Source organism: Citrobacter sp. Cf118, assembly GCF_030334095.1.
GTDB lineage: Bacteria > Pseudomonadota > Gammaproteobacteria > Enterobacterales > Enterobacteriaceae > Citrobacter > Citrobacter freundii.
This window is the reverse complement of sequence record NZ_JAOWES010000056.1, coordinates 183,150-200,365: the sequence shown is the minus strand read 5'-3', so window position 1 is coordinate 200,365 and position 17,216 is coordinate 183,150. Positions and strand designations below refer to the sequence as shown.

General features: G+C 52.3%; 17 protein-coding genes. 11 read left to right on the top strand and 6 right to left on the bottom strand.

The genetic code is table 11. The features are described from left to right. Positions 1-26: 26 nt before the first annotated feature. Both OGX67_RS03015 and yiaJ read right to left on the bottom strand, forming a co-directional pair. A complete protein-coding gene (locus OGX67_RS03015) occupies positions 27-500 on the bottom strand; it encodes a 4Fe-4S dicluster domain-containing protein (protein ID WP_071667604.1) in 474 nt (157 codons plus the stop codon). 117 nt (positions 501-617) lie between these two features. Next, positions 618-1,433, bottom strand: coding sequence for an IclR family transcriptional regulator YiaJ (gene yiaJ, locus OGX67_RS03010; protein WP_003024237.1), 816 nt, complete (start codon positions 1,431-1,433; stop codon positions 618-620). Between the two features lie 217 nt (positions 1,434-1,650). On the opposite strand from yiaJ, the gene yiaK reads away from it, so the two are divergent. The 8 genes from yiaK to araD all read left to right on the top strand — a co-directional run bounded on the left by yiaK (position 1,651) and on the right by araD (position 9,226). Beyond that, positions 1,651-2,649: a 3-dehydro-L-gulonate 2-dehydrogenase gene (gene yiaK, locus OGX67_RS03005; RefSeq protein WP_003024235.1), complete on the top strand. Its 999-nt coding sequence runs from the start codon at positions 1,651-1,653 to the stop codon at positions 2,647-2,649. 11 nt (positions 2,650-2,660) lie between these two features. Then, positions 2,661-3,125, top strand: a complete 465-nt coding sequence (locus tag OGX67_RS03000; protein WP_003024232.1) for a YhcH/YjgK/YiaL family protein — start codon at positions 2,661-2,663, stop codon at positions 3,123-3,125. Positions 3,126-3,138: 13 nt separating this feature from the next. Beyond that, positions 3,139-4,071, top strand: a complete 933-nt coding sequence (locus OGX67_RS02995) for a DUF4862 family protein (RefSeq protein WP_003024231.1) — start codon at positions 3,139-3,141, stop codon at positions 4,069-4,071. A gap of 31 nt (positions 4,072-4,102) precedes the next feature. Further along, complete coding sequence (locus tag OGX67_RS02990; RefSeq protein WP_204583183.1) at positions 4,103-5,422, top strand: MFS transporter; 1,320 nt, start codon at positions 4,103-4,105, stop codon at positions 5,420-5,422. Between the two features lie 97 nt (positions 5,423-5,519). After that, positions 5,520-7,022: an FGGY-family carbohydrate kinase gene (locus OGX67_RS02985; RefSeq protein WP_061547439.1), complete on the top strand. Its 1,503-nt coding sequence runs from the start codon at positions 5,520-5,522 to the stop codon at positions 7,020-7,022. Beyond that, positions 7,022-7,684, top strand: a complete 663-nt coding sequence (gene ulaD, locus OGX67_RS02980) for a 3-keto-L-gulonate-6-phosphate decarboxylase UlaD (protein ID WP_003837682.1) — start codon at positions 7,022-7,024, stop codon at positions 7,682-7,684. Before OGX67_RS02985 ends, ulaD begins: the two co-directional genes overlap by 1 nt. After that, positions 7,677-8,537, top strand: coding sequence for an L-ribulose-5-phosphate 3-epimerase (locus OGX67_RS02975; protein ID WP_046671010.1), 861 nt, complete (start codon positions 7,677-7,679; stop codon positions 8,535-8,537). The genes ulaD and OGX67_RS02975 overlap by 8 nt, the downstream gene beginning before the upstream one ends. After that, a complete protein-coding gene (araD, locus tag OGX67_RS02970; RefSeq protein WP_003024215.1) occupies positions 8,531-9,226 on the top strand; it encodes an L-ribulose-5-phosphate 4-epimerase in 696 nt (231 codons plus the stop codon). Before OGX67_RS02975 ends, araD begins: the two co-directional genes overlap by 7 nt. 4 nt (positions 9,227-9,230) lie before the next feature. On the opposite strand, the gene OGX67_RS02965 is transcribed toward araD, so the two are convergent. Further along, a complete protein-coding gene (locus tag OGX67_RS02965; protein WP_003024213.1) occupies positions 9,231-10,046 on the bottom strand; it encodes a helix-turn-helix domain-containing protein in 816 nt (271 codons plus the stop codon). 252 nt (positions 10,047-10,298) lie between these two features. Between OGX67_RS02965 and OGX67_RS02960 the strand changes: the two genes are divergently transcribed. Both OGX67_RS02960 and OGX67_RS02955 read left to right on the top strand, forming a co-directional pair. Continuing rightward, a complete protein-coding gene (locus OGX67_RS02960; RefSeq protein WP_257651338.1) occupies positions 10,299-11,699 on the top strand; it encodes an MFS transporter in 1,401 nt (466 codons plus the stop codon). Between the two features lie 10 nt (positions 11,700-11,709). Next, entirely contained in the window at positions 11,710-13,665 is a 1,956-nt protein-coding gene (locus OGX67_RS02955; protein ID WP_257651339.1) for a glycoside hydrolase family 127 protein, read from the top strand. 87 nt (positions 13,666-13,752) lie between these two features. Here OGX67_RS02955 and OGX67_RS02950 read toward each other — a convergent pair whose 3' ends face one another. Continuing rightward, positions 13,753-14,493 carry a MipA/OmpV family protein gene (locus tag OGX67_RS02950; RefSeq protein WP_003024206.1) on the bottom strand — a complete coding sequence of 247 codons (741 nt, stop codon included), beginning with the start codon at positions 14,491-14,493 and terminating at the stop codon, positions 13,753-13,755. 121 nt (positions 14,494-14,614) lie between these two features. On the opposite strand from OGX67_RS02950, the gene OGX67_RS02945 reads away from it, so the two are divergent. After that, complete coding sequence (locus OGX67_RS02945; protein ID WP_003024204.1) at positions 14,615-15,577, top strand: LysR family transcriptional regulator; 963 nt, start codon at positions 14,615-14,617, stop codon at positions 15,575-15,577. Positions 15,578-15,584: 7 nt separating this feature from the next. Here the strand turns inward: OGX67_RS02945 and OGX67_RS02940 are convergent, their stop codons facing one another. Both OGX67_RS02940 and OGX67_RS02935 read right to left on the bottom strand, forming a co-directional pair. Continuing rightward, positions 15,585-16,721, bottom strand: a complete 1,137-nt coding sequence (locus OGX67_RS02940) for an HlyD family secretion protein (protein ID WP_257651340.1) — start codon at positions 16,719-16,721, stop codon at positions 15,585-15,587. A 5-nt stretch (positions 16,722-16,726) separates the two neighbouring features. Then, the gene (locus tag OGX67_RS02935) at positions 16,727-17,050 is read right to left on the bottom strand and encodes a DUF3302 domain-containing protein (RefSeq protein ID WP_003024200.1); all 324 of its coding nucleotides are present in this window, start codon (positions 17,048-17,050) and stop codon (positions 16,727-16,729) included. Positions 17,051-17,216 lie beyond the last annotated feature (166 nt).

Sequence of the window (17,216 nt, the reverse complement as noted above, 5' to 3'; positions counted from 1 at the left end):
CGACCCAAGTGCGGGTCGGGCTCACTTCACAGCGGTTGTGAACGCAGACGCTGTCGCTGAATACTGACGGCATCAATACACTGCAACGCGCTGGTCGGGCAGGCTTCTACACACGCTGGCCCCGTCTCACGATGCCAGCACAAATCGCATTTTATCGCCTGCACCCGCGACGAACGGGCAACGACATTCATTGCCCCAAACGGGCAGGCCAGCACACAGCTTTTACAACCAATACAACGTGTCTGTTCAACGAAGATATGCCCATGTTCACGACGAATGGCGTGCGTTGGGCAAACATTCGCACAGGGAGCGTCTTCGCATTGATGGCAGGCGACCGCCGTTGTAAAGGTGTCATCTTTGATTACCCGAATCCGCGGTATAAACGCAGAAGAAGAGACCGACGCACAGTCCTGGTTTTGCTGGTGCGCGACGACGCAGGCAACTTCGCAGGTACGACACCCAATACATTTTGCCGCATCCGCCATAATAAACGCGTTCATTGTCCCCTCCCTCTGCGTGAAAACCACAGAGTGCCAGAGAGGTCGCCCTTGTCGCTTTGATCGGACAGGGGAAACGGTTAAATATTGTCAGGTGCCTGAATAACTATGGATCTCTGCCTAATCGCGAACGGTAAAACCCAGCTCATTTGAAATCGCCTGCGCGGTTTCCCGTAGTGGCTTGAGTAGATTTTTTTCCCCTATCTGCTTAAGTCGCGAGGTAGAGAGTGAAATTGACACCGCGTACGGCACCCGACCATGAATATCAAACACCGGCACGGCAATACAGGAAACGCCCAGTTCGTTCTCTTCCCGATCCATCGCCATACTGCTTTCGCGGATCTGCGCCAATTCGTCGTACATCGCCGGTAAACCGGTAATGGTATTGCGGGTCAGGGGCTGAATAAGATCCTGATGGCTCTCCCAGTAGGCTTCCACATAATCCGCATGCCCAAACGCCATGTAAATTTTACCCATCGCCGAGCAATACAGCGGCATATGTTGGCCGATATAAGCGCGGGTACGCAGCATGCCCGTCGTCGGTTCCAGCTTATAAATCAGAATCGCGTGGTCATCTTCACGGCTTGAGAAGTTGATGGTTTCACCGGTGGCGATATTCAGCGCTTCGAGGTGCGGCGCAGCAACATGGATGATGTTCAGTGACGACAACGCCTTCTGACCCACGGCAATAAATTTGGTGGTCAGGCGATAACTCCCTGCCGCTGGCGCGGGGGTGACATACCCACAGGATTGCAGCCCTTGCAGGAGTCGATGCACAGTACTTTTGTTCAGCCCTGCCAGTTCAGACAAATGCGCCAACGGGCACCCATTCGGATAGTTACTCAGAATCTCAATCAACATCAAACCACGGAACAGGCTCTGACTTCCGGCTGGCCTCTCTTTGTCTTGCGTCATTTCACTCTCTTTTGTGCCCATCGCTTCCGCTCCCCTTTTCGTCGCGCTCTGATGGTAGCGCAAAGTGTGTTTCAGTTCACGATCTGAACCGAAAAAACACAACTATTTGATTTTGATGATTTTAAAAAATAGACCACCCCGTTGATCTGTCAAAATTTGATCGCTATATTTAAAATCAGATTTCGCATAGTGAAATTTAGAGATAAAAAAGCGATCAAATTTAAACAAGGAAACAGGAATGAAAGTCACTTTTGAGCAGTTGAAAGATGCGTTCAATCGGGTACTGCTGGCACGCGGTATCGCCGTTGAAACCGCCGATGCCTGTGCCGAAATGTTTGCGCGCACCACCGAGTCCGGCGTGTATTCACACGGCGTGAATCGTTTTCCTCGTTTTATTCAGCAATTAGATAACGGCGACATAATTCCTGAGGCCAAACCGCAACGCATTACTAGCCTGGGAGCGATTGAACAATGGGATGCCCAGCGTTCGATCGGAAATCTGACGGCGAAAAAGATGATGGATAGAGCCATTGAGCTGGCCTCCGATCACGGTATTGGCCTGGTCGCACTGCGTAACGCCAACCACTGGATGCGCGGCGGCAGCTATGGCTGGCAGGCGGCGGAGAAAGGTTACATCGGTATCTGCTGGACTAACTCGATTGCCGTCATGCCGCCGTGGGGTTCGAAAGAGTGCCGCATTGGTACTAACCCGTTGATCGTCGCGATCCCCTCATCGCCAATCACCATGGTTGATATGTCGATGTCGATGTTCTCCTACGGCATGCTGGAAGTGAATCGCCTGGCCGGTCGCGAACTGCCGGTAGATGGTGGCTTTGATGATGAAGGCAATCTCACTAAAGAGCCGGGCGTTATCGAAAAAAACCGCCGCATTTTACCAATGGGTTACTGGAAAGGTTCAGGTCTGTCGATTGTGCTGGATATGATCGCCACCCTGCTTTCAGACGGTTCTTCCGTGGCCGAGGTCACCCAGGACAACAGCGATGAATATGGCGTTTCACAGATTTTTATCGCCATTGAAGTGGATAAGCTTATCGACGGCGCCACCCGCGACGCCAAACTGCAGCGCATTATGGATTTCATCACCTCCGCCGAACGCGCCGATGAAAACACACCTGTCCGCCTGCCGGGCCACGAGTTTACAAAGCTGCTGGAAGAAAACCGCCGCAACGGTATCACCGTTGATGACAGCGTCTGGGCCAAAATTCAGGCCCTGTAAGGAGCAACACCATGATCTTCGGACATATTGCTCAGCCTAACCCATGTCGTTTACCCGCGGCGATTGAAAGGGCACTCGACTTTCTGCGCAGCACAGATTTCCGCAATCTGGAACCGGGCGTAGTAGAAATCGACGGTAAAAATATCTTCGCGCAGGTTATCGATTTAACCACGCGTGACGTTGCCGAAAATCGCCCGGAGGTGCATCGCCGCTACCTGGATATTCAATTTCTGGCCTGGGGTGAAGAGAAAATCGGGATCGCGATTGATACCGGGAATAACCAAATCAGCGAATCGTTATTAGAACAGCGCGATATTATTTTTTATCACGCCAGCGAACATGAATCTTTCATTGAAATGATTCCGGGAAGTTATGCCATATTTTTCCCGCAGGATGTTCATCGCCCTGCATGTCATAAAACTGTCGCCACGCCGATCCGCAAAATAGTCGTGAAGGTTGCTATTTCAGTTTTATAAAAAGGAGCACAACATGAGCGTTAATAATGCCGGTTATATTATCGGTGCGTACCCCTGTGCACCCTCATTTCACCAAAAGAGTGAAGAGGAAGAGAAGGAATTCTGGCGACAGCTCGCCGATACTCCGGATATTCGCGGTCTGGAGCAGCCCTGCCTTGAACATCTTCACCCGTTAGGCGACGAATGGTTATTACGTCATACGCCGGGCGACTGGCAAATCGTGGTCACCGCCATTATGGAAACCATGCGCCGTCGCGGCGCAAACAGCGCTTTTGGGCTGGCCTCCAGCGACGAAGAACAGCGTAAAGCCTGCGTGGCGTATTACCGTCATCTACAGCAGAAAATCAACCATATCAATACGGCACACGCCGGAAAAGTGATTGCGTTGGAACTGCATGCCGCCCCCAATGCCAGCAACCCAAATGTTGCACAGGCCACCGACGCGTTTGCCCGTTCGCTGAAAGAAATTACCTCCTGGGACTGGTCCTGCGATCTGGTGCTGGAACATTGCGACGCCATGACCGGCATTGCGCCGCGCAAAGGCTTTCTGCCGTTAGACAATGTGCTGGAGGTCATTGCCGGGTATGACATCAGCGTGTGCATTAACTGGGCGCGATCGACCATTGAAGGGCAGAATCCCGCCCTGGCGCTGGACCACACGCAGCAGGCCAAACGGGCTGGAAAACTGGGCGCGCTGATGTTCTCCGGTACCACGCTTGCGGGGGAATACGGTGAGTGGCAGGACTTACACGCGCCGTTTGCCCCATTCTGCCCACAAAGCCTGATGACCACCGACCATGCCCGCGAATTATTCGCCTGTGCAGAAGCCGAACCACTGCAATTTGCCGGTATTAAATTGCTGGAAATAAACGCCAATGCAGATGTGAACCATCGCGTAGCAATATTGCGCGACGGTATCGCCGCATTAAATAAAGCAAAACTATAAAAATAAAATACTACTCTACGAGAATAATAATATGAACATGACCTCTCGCCCTACACTCAAAGATATACCCCGTCAGCGCTGGCTGCGGATTATTCCACCTATTCTCATCGCCTGTATTATTTCTTATATGGACCGCGTCAATATCGCTTTCGCGATGCCGGGCGGAATGGATGAGGAATTAGGTATTTCCGCCACCATGGCAGGACTGGCTGGCGGTATTTTCTTTATCGGTTATCTGTTTTTACAGGTTCCCGGCGGAAAAATTGCCGTTCACGGTAGCGGCAAGAAATTTATCGGCTGGTCGCTGGTTGCCTGGGCGGTTATTTCCGTCCTCACGGGGTTAATCACTAATCAGTACCAACTGCTGGTTCTGCGCTTTTTACTCGGCGTTGCCGAAGGCGGCATGCTGCCGGTGGTGCTGACGATGATCAGTAACTGGTTCCCCGACGCCGAGCGTGGTCGCGCCAATGCGATTGTGATTATGTTTGTGCCGATTGCCGGGATCATTACCGCTCCGCTCTCGGGCTGGATTATCACCGTTCTCGACTGGCGCTGGCTGTTCATCATTGAAGGTTTGCTTTCCGTCGTTGTACTGGTGTTGTGGGCCTATACCGTTTACGACCGTCCACAGGAGGCGCGCTGGATCTCTGAGGCCGAGAAAAATTACCTGGTCGAAACGCTGGCCGCCGAGCAAAGAGCCATTGCCGGAACGGAAGTCAAAAATGCCTCTCTGGGCGCGGTGCTTTCCGATAAAACCATGTGGCAGCTCATCGCGCTGAACTTCTTCTATCAGACCGGGATTTACGGTTACACCCTGTGGCTGCCGACCATCCTCAAAGAGTTGACGCACAGCAGCATGGGACAGGTCGGTATGCTCGCCATTCTGCCGTACGTCGGGGCCATTGCCGGGATGTTCCTGTTCTCTTCTCTCTCTGACCGCACCGGTAAACGCAAGCTGTTCGTCTGCCTGCCGTTGATTGGCTTTGCCCTGTGCATGTTCCTTTCCGTGGCGCTGAAAAATAACGTCTGGCTGGCTTATGCCGCGCTGGTCGGCTGCGGCTTCTTCCTGCAATCGGCAGCGGGCGTGTTCTGGACCATTCCGGCGCGTTTGTTCAGTGCGGAAATGGCCGGTGGCGCGCGTGGAGTCATCAACGCGCTGGGCAACCTCGGCGGCTTCTGCGGCCCTTATGCGGTCGGCGTACTCATCACCCTGTATAGCAAAGATGCGGGGGTTTACTGCCTGGCTATCTCACTGGCTCTGGCCGCGCTGATGGCGCTGCTGCTGCCAGCCAAATGCGACGCCGGTGCCGCTCCGCTAAAGACACTGAATCCACATAAACGTACAGCGTAAAACAATGCCCGGTGGCGCTGCGCTTACCGGGCCTACAGGTAGCAACCGTCCCAGGCCGGATAAGCGCAGCGCCATCCGGCAAAAATGAGATAACAAGATGAGTGAGAAAGAGACCTTCTGGCTGGGTATTGATTGTGGCGGTACGTATCTGAAAGCCGGGTTGTATGACGCCAAAGGTCATGAACATGGCATTAACCGGCAATCGTTGCAGACCGCATCGCCATTGCCCGGTTACGCCGAACGCGATATGCACCAGTTGTGGCAACAGTGTGTAGCCACGATCGCCGGGCTGTTAGCGCGCACCGGCGTCTGCGGCGATCAAATCAAAGGCGTCGGTATTTCCGCTCAGGGCAAAGGCCTGTTCCTTCTCGATAAGCAGGATAAACCGCTGGGCAATGCCATCCTCTCTTCCGACCGCCGGGCGATGGACATCGTTCAGCGCTGGCAGCAGGATGGGATCCCTGAGCAGCTCTACCCGGTCACCCGCCAGACATTGTGGACCGGGCATCCGGCATCATTGCTGCGCTGGGTGAAAGAGAATCAACCTCACCGTTACGCGCAAATTGGCTGCGTCATGATGGGCCATGACTATCTGCGCTGGTGCTTAACCGGCGTCAAAGGCTGTGAAGAGAGCAATATTTCCGAGTCGAACCTCTACAACATGGCTTCGGGTCAGTACGACTCGCGCCTGACCCAGTGGCTGGGCATCAGTGAGATCGACAATGCGCTACCGCCGATTGTCGGTTCAGCAGAAATATGCGGGGAAATCACCGCTCAGACAGCCGCCATAACCGGTCTGGCGGCGGGCACGCCCGTCGTCGGCGGACTGTTTGATGTGGTTTCCACCGCACTCTGCGCCGGTATCGAAGATGAATACACCCTCAACGCGGTGATGGGTACCTGGGCCGTCACCAGCGGGATCGCTCACGGTCTGCGCGACCACGAGGCCCATCCCTATGTTTATGGGCGCTATGTCAACGACGGGCAGTACATCGTTCACGAAGCCAGCCCGACCTCTTCCGGCAATCTGGAATGGTTTACCGCCCAGTGGGGCGAACTCTCTTTTGCTGAGATCAATCAGGCCGTCGCCAGCTTACCGAAAGCCGGTAGCGAGCTTTTCTTCCTGCCCTTTTTGTACGGCAGCAACGCCGGGCTGGAGATGACCAGCGGCTTTTATGGCATGCAGGCAATACACACTCGCGCCCACTTATTACAGGCCATCTACGAAGGCGTGGTTTTTAGCCACATGACCCACCTCAACCGCATGCGCGAACGTTTTACGAAGGCGCATACCCTGCGCGTCACCGGCGGTCCGGCGCACTCCGACATCTGGATGCAAATGCTGGCAGACGTCAGCGGTTTACGTATCGAATTGCCGCAGATTGAAGAGACCGGTTGCTTTGGCGCTGCGCTCGCCGCCCGCGTCGGCACCGGCGTTTACTCCAACTTCAGCGACGCCCAGCGCAGCCTACAGCACCCGGTACGCACGCTATTGCCGGACGCCGCCGCGCAGGCGAGCTACCAGCGTAAATACCGCCAATACCTGGATTTAATTACCGCACTACAGGGCTACCACGCCCGCATTAAGGAGCACGAATGATGAGTCGACCATTACTGCAACTGGCGCTCGACCACACCAGCCTTGAAGCCGCACAACGCGACGTCGCGCTGCTACAAGAGAACGTCGATATCGTTGAAGCGGGGACGATTCTCTGCTTAACCGAAGGGCTGAGCGCCGTGAAAGCACTGCGTGCCCAGTGCCCGAATAAAATCATCGTCGCCGACTGGAAAGTGGCCGATGCGGGCGAAACCCTCGCGCAGCAAGCCTTTGGAGCAGGTGCCAACTGGATGACCATCATCTGTGCTGCGCCGCTGGCGACGGTAGAGAAAGGTCATGGCATCGCGCAGTCCTGCGGCGGTGAAATTCAGATGGAGCTGTTCGGTAACTGGACGCTGGATGATGCCCGCGACTGGTATCGCGTTGGCGTTCGCCAGGCGATTTACCATCGTGGCCGCGATGCTCAGGCCAGCGGACAACAGTGGGGAGAAGCAGACCTGGCGCGCATGAAGGCGCTTTCTGATATTGGTCTGGAACTGTCGATTACCGGTGGGATCACGCCCGCCGATCTGTCGTTGTTTCGCGATATTAACGTCAAAGCTTTTATTGCCGGGCGCGCGCTGGCGGGAGCGCAAAACCCAGCGCAGGTTGCTGGCGAATTCCATGCGCAAATCGACGCCATCTGGGGAACACAGCATGCGTAATCATCCATTAGGTATCTATGAAAAAGCGCTGGCGAAAGACCTCTCCTGGCCGGAACGGCTGGTGCTGGCAAAAAGCTGCGGTTTTGATTTCGTCGAGATGTCGGTGGATGAAACCGATGAACGTCTGTCGCGTCTCGACTGGAGTCCGGCTCAGCGCGCATCGCTGGTGAGCGCGATGCTGGAAACCGGCGTGGCGATCCCATCAATGTGCTTGTCCGCCCACCGTCGTTTTCCCTTTGGTAGCCGCGATGAAGCCGTGCGTGAGCGGGCGCGAGAAATAATGACCAAAGCCATTCGTCTGGCGCGCGATCTGGGTATCCGCACTATTCAACTGGCTGGTTACGACGTCTATTACGAAGAACATGACGCAGGAACGCAGCAGCGCTTTGCCGAAGGGCTGGCATGGGCAGTCGAGCAAGCCGCTGCTGCGCAGGTGATGCTGGCGGTAGAAATCATGGATACCGCGTTTATGAACTCGATCAGCAAGTGGAAAAAGTGGGATGAAATGCTGTCATCGCCGTGGTTCACCGTTTATCCGGACGTGGGCAACCTCAGCGCCTGGGGGAATGACGTCACTGCCGAATTGACACTGGGCATTGACCGCATCGCTGCTATCCATCTGAAAGACACGCTGCCGGTAACCGAAACTCATCCGGGCCAGTTTCGCGATGTGCCGTTTGGCGAAGGGTGCGTGGACTTTGTTGGCATCTTCAAAACGCTGCATCAGCTGAACTATCGCGGGTCGTTTCTGATTGAAATGTGGACTGAAAAAGCGAAAGAGCCGGTACTGGAAATTATCCAGGCACGGCGCTGGATAGAAGCACGCATGCAGGAAGGAGGATTTCCATGTTAGAACAACTGAAAGCCGAGGTGCTGGCGGCAAACCTGGCGCTCCCGGCTCATGGCTTAGTCACCTTTACCTGGGGCAACGTCAGCGCAGTGGATGAAACACGTAAACTGATGGTGATTAAGCCATCCGGCGTGGAATATGAGGTGATGACCGCCGACGACATGGTGGTAGTGGATATTGCCAGCGGCAACGTAGTGGAAGGCAACAAAAAACCGTCGTCCGACACACCAACCCATCTGGCACTGTATCGTCGTTATCCACAGATCGGCGGGATCGTCCATACCCATTCTCGCCACGCGACGATCTGGTCGCAGGCGGGTCTGGATCTCCCGGCATGGGGCACCACGCATGCCGATTATTTCTATGGTTCTATTCCGTGTACGCGTCTGATGACCGCTGAAGAGATCAACGGCGAATATGAATATCAAACCGGAGAGGTGATCATTCAGACCTTCGAGCAGCGCGATCTCAATCCGCTGCAGGTTCCGGCGGTATTGGTGCACTCCCACGGACCGTTCGCCTGGGGTAAAGACGCTGCAGACGCGGTGCATAACGCTGTGGTGCTCGAAGAGTGCGCCTACATGGGGCTGTTCTCTCGCCAGTTGGCCCCGCAATTGCCGGATATGCAGTCTGAGTTGCTGGATAAACATTATCTGCGCAAACACGGGGCAAATGCGTATTACGGACAATAACGGGTCAGGCGCTATTGATATGTTCTTTGCAATAGCGCCGTTTCCACGCCGCGGGCGTCAGGCTGGTGTGCTTGTGGAATATTTTGCGAAAATACCCCACATCATTAAATCCACATTTCATCGCCACTTCGGTTAGCGACAGCGAATCGCTGATTAACAGTTTTTCTGCCGCCCTTACCCGCTGACGGTGCAACGCTTCGGTTAGCGTCAGCCGGAAAGCCCCACGGAAAACACGCCCCAGATAGTCCGCATTGCAATGCAGCTCTTTCGCCAGAGTTGAAGCACTAATCGGCAGGTGGAACCGGGTGTGAATGATTTGCTGCGCTTTCCAGGCTAGCGCATTACCGGGGCTTTCGGCGAGGTGCTCGCTGGCAGCCGCAGAAATTTGCTGCAAAATTAGCAGCAGGATCAGTTCCAGCGCCATGCTGCGATGAATATTTTCCTGCTCGCGTAAGAACTGGCGAAACAGCGAAATAATATATTGGGGCTCGCCCACCCGGGTATGCTGAGGTATAGCAAGTAACGATCCTGCTATTGATGCTTCATTTTCTGCTGTCACCTCAAAGTGCAACCAGTAAAATTTCAAATCAGCCGGAAATTGCCCAACGCCAATATGCAAGCGCTGCGGCCACAGCAGCAAACTTTCTCCGGCATTCACGCAAAAAACTGTCTGACCTTCGCTAATTGTTAATGTCCCTTTTTCAACAAAGATAATTTCCCAGGATTGCAATCGTCGCGCAGGATGACTGCCCACGCCCCGGGAAATAAATAGCCCACCATTTTGAACTTTAATCGGAAGAGACATGGATAATTCGAGCATATATATTCAAATTCCCGCTTTCTACATTATTTAAACCGCTCTTTATCATTGATTATTTACGATAAATCCGCTTTCCGCCGGATCGAAATCACATTTTTATAATGAAGTCGGAATTGTCATCTTTTTATACTTTTCTCTTCCCTTGTTGACCCAAACATTTCGTGCAGAATAAATAACGTATTTTGCAAATTACAAACAAATAACCCGCAACGTAGCGGGATACTTTCTGAACATCCTCTCCGGGAGTTATTTATGACTTCGGCTCCGATTACAACATCTGATTTGGCACAGCGCGCCCAGGACGACAAATTATCCCTGCGTGAAAAATTTGGTTATGGGCTAGGCGATGCTGGCGGGACGGTAATTACCTGCCTGATCATGAACTTCCTGACATTTTTCTACACCGATGTCTTCGGGTTAACGCCTGCGCTGGTCGGCACATTATTTATTGCCCTGCGTGTATTTGACGCCATTTCCGACCCCATCATGGGCGTGCTGGCCGACCGTACGCAAAGCCGCTGGGGGCGCTTTCGCCCATGGCAACTGTGGGTTGCGATTCCGATCGGTATTATTGGCGTGCTCACTTTTACCGTCCCGGACGCCAGCATGGGGGTCAAGATCGCATGGGCATTCGGCACCTATCTCCTGCTCTCTGTCGGCTATACCGCCATCAACGTACCGTATTGTGCGCTGATCAACACCATGACGACCCGCCATAATGAGGTGATCGCCTGTCAGTCCTGGCGCTTTGTGCTGTGCGGCGTGGCGGGATTCCTGGTTTCCGTTGGTCTGCCGTGGATGGTGGATATTCTGGGTCAGGGCAATGCCGCGCAGGGTTATCAGTTTGGCGTGGGCATCCTGTGTGCCATCGCGGTGGTGATGTTCCTGTGCTGTTTCTTCTGGGTTCGCGAGCGTGTGCCGCTGGCGATGATGGGGAAATTTACCCTGCGTGAACACATTGGCGGGCTGCGCAAAAACGATCAGCTATTGTTGATGCTGGTAATGTCTTTCCTGCTGATCAACGTCTTTAATATTCGCGGCGGCGGGTACATGTATTTTATTACCTACGTGCTGGAAGGCAGCACCGCCTATACGTCGCTGTTTTTCACCATGGTCACTTTCGCGTCCATCATCGGTTCAGTGATCGTCAGCCCCCTGACCCGCCGCATCGATACTGTCAAACTCTATTACTACACCAATCTGGTGCTGACGGCCCTGGCGATACTGATGTGGTTCCTGCCAACCGGCCCGGCTTATCAGACGCTGTGGCTGGCAGTCATCCTCGGAAACGGCATTATTTTAGGCTTCACGCTGCCGTTGCACTTCTCACTGATGGCCTTCGCCGACGATTACGGCGAGTGGAAAACCGGCGTACGTTCCTCCGGCATGAATTTCGCCTTCAATCTGTTCTTCATCAAGCTGGCCTGGGCCTCAAGTGCGGGGATCATCAGCCTGCTGTTTATTTTTGTCGCCTATCAGCCAGGCGCTGGTAACCAAACCACCAGCTCGCTGCAAGGAATTACCGCGATGGAGACGCTGCTGCCCGCGCTGTTCCACCTGCTGTTGGCGCTGTCTATCCGCATCTGCAAACTCAATAATCCGATGATGTCGCGCATTGCCACCGATCTGCGTCAGCGTCATGTACAGCCTTAAGGAGCACGAAATGAACGTACTGGAAGTCGACCTGCATAAGCTCACCGTCAGCGATCCGTTCCTCGGACAATATCAGCAGTTGGTGCGTGACGTGGTGATCCCCTATCAATGGGATGCGCTCAATGACCGCATTGCAGAGGCGGAACCAAGTCATGCGATAGAGAATTTCCGTATCGCCGCGGGCCTGCAGGATGGCGAATTTTACGGCATGGTTTTTCAGGATAGCGACGTAGCAAAGTGGCTGGAGGCCGTTGCCTGGTCCCTGTGCCAGAAACCCGATGCGGAACTTGAACAAACGGCCGATGAAGTCATTGAACTGGTGGCGGCCGCCCAGTGTGAAGACGGCTATCTCAATACGTACTTCACAGTGAAAGCACCGGATGAACGCTGGACCAACCTCGCCGAGTGTCATGAGTTGTACTGTGCAGGTCATTTGATCGAAGCAGGCGTCGCGTTCTTTCAGGCAACGGGTAAACGCCGTCTGTTAGAGGTGGTGTGTCGCCTGGCGGATCACATCGACAGCGTGTTTGGACTCAGGGAGAATCAACTGCGCGGCTACCCAGGACACCCGGAAATCGAACTGGCGTTAATGCGCTTATACGAAGTGACCCAGCAACCACGCTATATGGCGTTGGTAAATTACTTTGTGGAACAGCGCGGAGCACAGCCCCATTTCTATGACGAAGAGTACGAAAAGCGCGGCCAAACCTCTTACTGGCATACTTACGGTCCGGCATGGATGGTGAAGGATAAACCCTATAGCCAGGCTCATCAGCCCATTTCAGAACAGCAAACGGCGATCGGGCATGCGGTGCGCTTTGTCTACCTGATGACCGGCGTCGCTCATCTGGCACGCTTAAGCCAGGACGGAGGCAAGCGTCAGGATTGCCTGCGTCTGTGGAAAAACATGGCCCAGCGCCAGTTGTACATTACCGGCGGGATCGGTTCACAAAGCAGCGGCGAGGCGTTTAGCAGCGATTACGATCTGCCCAACGACACCGTGTATGCGGAAAGCTGCGCCTCAATCGGCCTGATGATGTTCGCCCGCAGAATGCTGGAAATGGAAGCCGACAGCCAGTATGCCGACGTGATGGAGCGCGCCCTGTATAATACCGTATTGGGCGGGATGGCGCTCGATGGCAAGCACTTCTTCTATGTGAACCCGCTGGAAGTACATCCTAAGTCATTAAAATTAAATCATATTTATGACCACGTGAAGCCCGTTCGTCAGCGCTGGTTTGGCTGCGCCTGTTGCCCGCCGAATATCGCCCGCGTGTTAACCTCAATTGGCCACTACATCTATACACCGCGTCAGGACGCGCTGTATATCAATATGTACGTGGGCAATAGCATGGAGGTCCCTGTTGTAAACGGCTCGCTTAAACTGCGTATTAGCGGAGATTACCCATGGCATGAGCAGGTAAAAATCACCATCGAATCACCGCAGTCGGTTTATCACACCCTGGCTCTGCGCCTGCCAGACTGGTGCTCCGCGCCGCAGGTTTTGTTGAATGGTCAGCCGATTGAGCAGGATATTCGCAAAGGCTATTTGCACATCAGTCGAACCTGGCAGGAAGGCGATACGCTCAGTTTGACCCTGCCAATGCCGGTGCGTCGGGTATACGGAAATCCATTAGTGCGTCATGTTGCCGGTAAAGTCGCCATTCAGCGTGGACCACTGGTATATTGCCTGGAGCAGGCCGACAACGGCGAGGAATTACATAATCTGTGGTTGCCAAAAGAGAGTGAGTTCAGAGTATTCGAAGGTAAGGGATTGTTCAGCCATAAAATGTTAATTCAGGCTGAAGGTGTGAAGCAAAGTGCAGCCGATGCAGCACAACAATCGTTGTGGCACTACGATGTTTCCCCAACTTCGCGTCAGGCGCATACATTGACGTTTATTCCGTGGTTTAGCTGGGCAAACCGTGGTGAAGGCGAAATGCGTATCTGGATAAACGAGCAGTAATAATAAGGCGGATGGCGGCGGTTAGCCCCCATCCGTCAATGTCTCATGAAAAGATTGCCCTCCTCCCTGAGGACAAACGGGTGAGAATCAGAAACGCCAGGTCAGACCGGACATAAAGGTAAAGCTGTCATCGCGATCAACCATCGGGCTATTTTTAATGTCATCCGGCAGTGCGCTATAATTGGCGCTTGCCAGCAGCGTCAGGTTAGTGGTCAATGCGTATTTAGCGGACAGGCCAACATACGGTGTCCAGCTATCGCCTGGGGAATAGCTTGATAAGCCACTACGACGGGACTCATTACCCGATATGCCGTAGTAGTATTCATTGAAGTTTTCGTCATAGTAGAGCACGCCAATCGATGGCGTCAGCGTCAGCTTGCCCATCGGCATTGGACGGAACAGTGAAACTTCCCCTACCCAGCCATTACTGTTGTCCAGCACATCCGCAGCGGCGGAGACTTTCACGCTACCCCATCTTTCATGGTGATACCACGCGGCACCCGCCATTGCAGTTGCGTCACGCTTATCCAGCTTTTTCATCGCATGATCGTCATTATCGCCGGGATCAAACTCAAGCGGCATATAAGAGGCAGTAATACTAAATTCATTACTTTCACTCTTAGACAAAATATAACCTAGCGTTGTTTGCCTAAAATAAAATGATTCACTTTCGTAACTGACTAGCGGTACTGCGTGAACATTATCATTATACCCGCGATAAGGTGATTCATTATATACAGCACCAGCGCCAATAGAAAACTCTGCGGCAGTTGCACTCGCCATAAAAGAAAAGGCGAGCAGCGCCACAATATTGTGTTTAATTAACATGCCAACATTCCATTTTAAAATAAGCTACAAAACTGGTGCATAATAATGCTTACAATTTCATCGGTGCAAGGTTCATATTTATATAGTAATATATAAAAAATTATATATATTGGGCTTGGCGATGAATAAATTACAACTTAAACACCGGGAGTTGAAGATTATTTCGGTAATCGCTGCCAGTGAAAATATCAGTCATGCCGCGACTGTTCTCGGCATCGCACAGGCCAACGTCAGTAAATATCTTGCTGATTTTGAATCAAAAGTTGGATTAAAGGTGTTTGACCGCACCACCCGGCAACTGACCCTCACGCCGTTTGGTATAGCGTTACTTCCTTACATCAATGACATGTTAGACAGAAACGAGCAGTTAAATAATTTCATTGCTGATTATAAGCACGAGAAACGTGGAAAAGTAACGGTATATGCACCAACCGGAATTATCGCTTACTTATCGCAACATGTTATTGCAAAAATTATGGATATTGGCGATATCAGTCTGGTGCTAAAAACCTATAACCTGGAACGTAAAGCCTTTTATGAAGGAGTCGAATTTCCAGATGACTGTGATGTTTTAATTACTTATGCACATCCAAAAGATGAATCTTTGGTCGCCAGTTTTATTACCAAATATGTGGTTACCGCTTTTGCCAGCAAGGAATACCTGGCTCAACATCCCATCAGTACTCCAGAAGAACTTGAGCATCACTCCTGTATTCTGATTGATTCCATGATGATTGATGATGCTAACATTTGGCGATTCTCCTCCCCCGGTGGTAAAGAGATGAATGATTATCGCGTAACGGGTAATTATGTTTGCGACAATACGCAATCTGCGCTGTCGTTGGCGCGAAACCATCTGGGCATTGTTTTTGCACCGAAGGCGAGCGTACAAAAAGAAAGTCAGCCTAACGGGCTGGTTCCGTGTTTCTCCGGACAGCATGAATGGTGGCTGGATCTGGTGGCGATTTTCCGCAAACGTGAATATCAGCCATGGCGGGTACAGTTTATTCTTGATGAGATGTTGGCGGAGATTCGCCGGCAGCTTGCTCAGTCGCTGGATCAGCAGACTGAGCAAGCAAAATAGCCTGAGTTTAATGATCGAGATACAGGTAATGTACCCAACTGGTCATGCGCAACAAGACTTTGCGCATGACGGACACATGTTCGAAGTGGTCAGAATAAACCGCGACCTGCGCGTAGATCCCATCAGGTAACGTGCTAACCTCCGCATTATCATTCAGCTCAATCGTGGCGATTACCCCTTCCGAACCGGGCGTAGAATTTAAGGATTGCAGCGCCCCATTCGACTGGTATGTCCCGCCCGGCACTGCCGGACTAATTGCAGCCAGTTTACCGCTGAATACCTTACCCGGCAGCGCATTAAATACCACTTCCGCTTCATCGCCAGGTTCCAGACGCAGCAGCGAGTTCTGACGGAACTGGGCGATAATTTGCCTTTTTTGATCCGGGATGAATACCATCACCGGACGCATCGGCAGCGCGGCGGCATAGGTTCCCGGGCGCATCAGCACCTGCGTCACATAGCCATCGCTGGGTGCGCGAACCACCGTCTGGTCCAGGTTGAACTCCGCTTCGGCTAACTGCGCTTTCAGGCTGGCAATTTGCGAATTCTCGCCCAGTATCAGGCTGTCTAACTGACTCTGGATTTGCTGCTGCTCCGCGACGGAAGATTTCACCGACGCTTCCTGCGCCAGATAGTTTTGCCGCGCCGCATCAATATCGCGTTCAGAAAAAGGATTCACCTTCGCCTGACTACCCTGCGCATAGCGCTGGTAATCTTTTGCCAGTTTGTCACGCGTGGCCTTTGCCCGCTGCGTGTTGGCTATCATTTCGTCTAACTGCGCAACCAGAGCCTGCTCTTTATGCTGTGCGGTGACAATATCAGCTTTCAGGCGATCGACCCGTGCCTGATAACGCCCTGGATTAAGCTTAAACAGAACCTCGCCTTTTTTGATTAGCGTATTCTTCTTATCCGTCACTTCTGTCACTACACCCGTTACCTGCGGCACCACGGGAATAGAAATTACCGCCTTTTGTGCTTTAAAGGTATACGGATGGTTATAATTCATCAGTAATATAAGCCCGCAAACAATGAATATACCGCCTAATGCTGCGGTAGGAACTGTCCATTTATTTACAGGAATTTTAAAAATTTTAAATATTGACCATGCACACGCCACATAGGTCAGAACAATTAGTAAATCCATCGATATTACTCCGCCGGAGAGGTCTTGGCCTCACCCAGTTTCTTTTCCAGATCCGCAACCCTTGCCTGAAGCTGGATCAGGGAAGAATCCGCGCTCTGCATACCCCATCCGCGCTCCGGACGATAAAGCGTTGCCCAGATCCATAAAAAGGGCCAAATAACATGTAAGGTAAACAAACTAACCCAACCCGCAACATGTATTGCGTCGGCATGGGGGTGGTTACGTTTCTTTGCAATTAGATAGGGAATATCATGCAGAATAATAATCCCGTAAAAAATGACCAGGAATACAAAAATAAGCACTCCTAATGCAAAATAATTAAGGAACATATTTGCCTCAGGGATTTAAATTAAGGAATTCAGATGCAATTTGATTTAAACAATAGAGTTGATAATAGTATTGGAATGACCAGACTGGATGCAATTTTCTTATTTATATAACGATATATGGGTTTCTATATATACACGTCGTCTTTCGAGCTGCAGGACATAACTT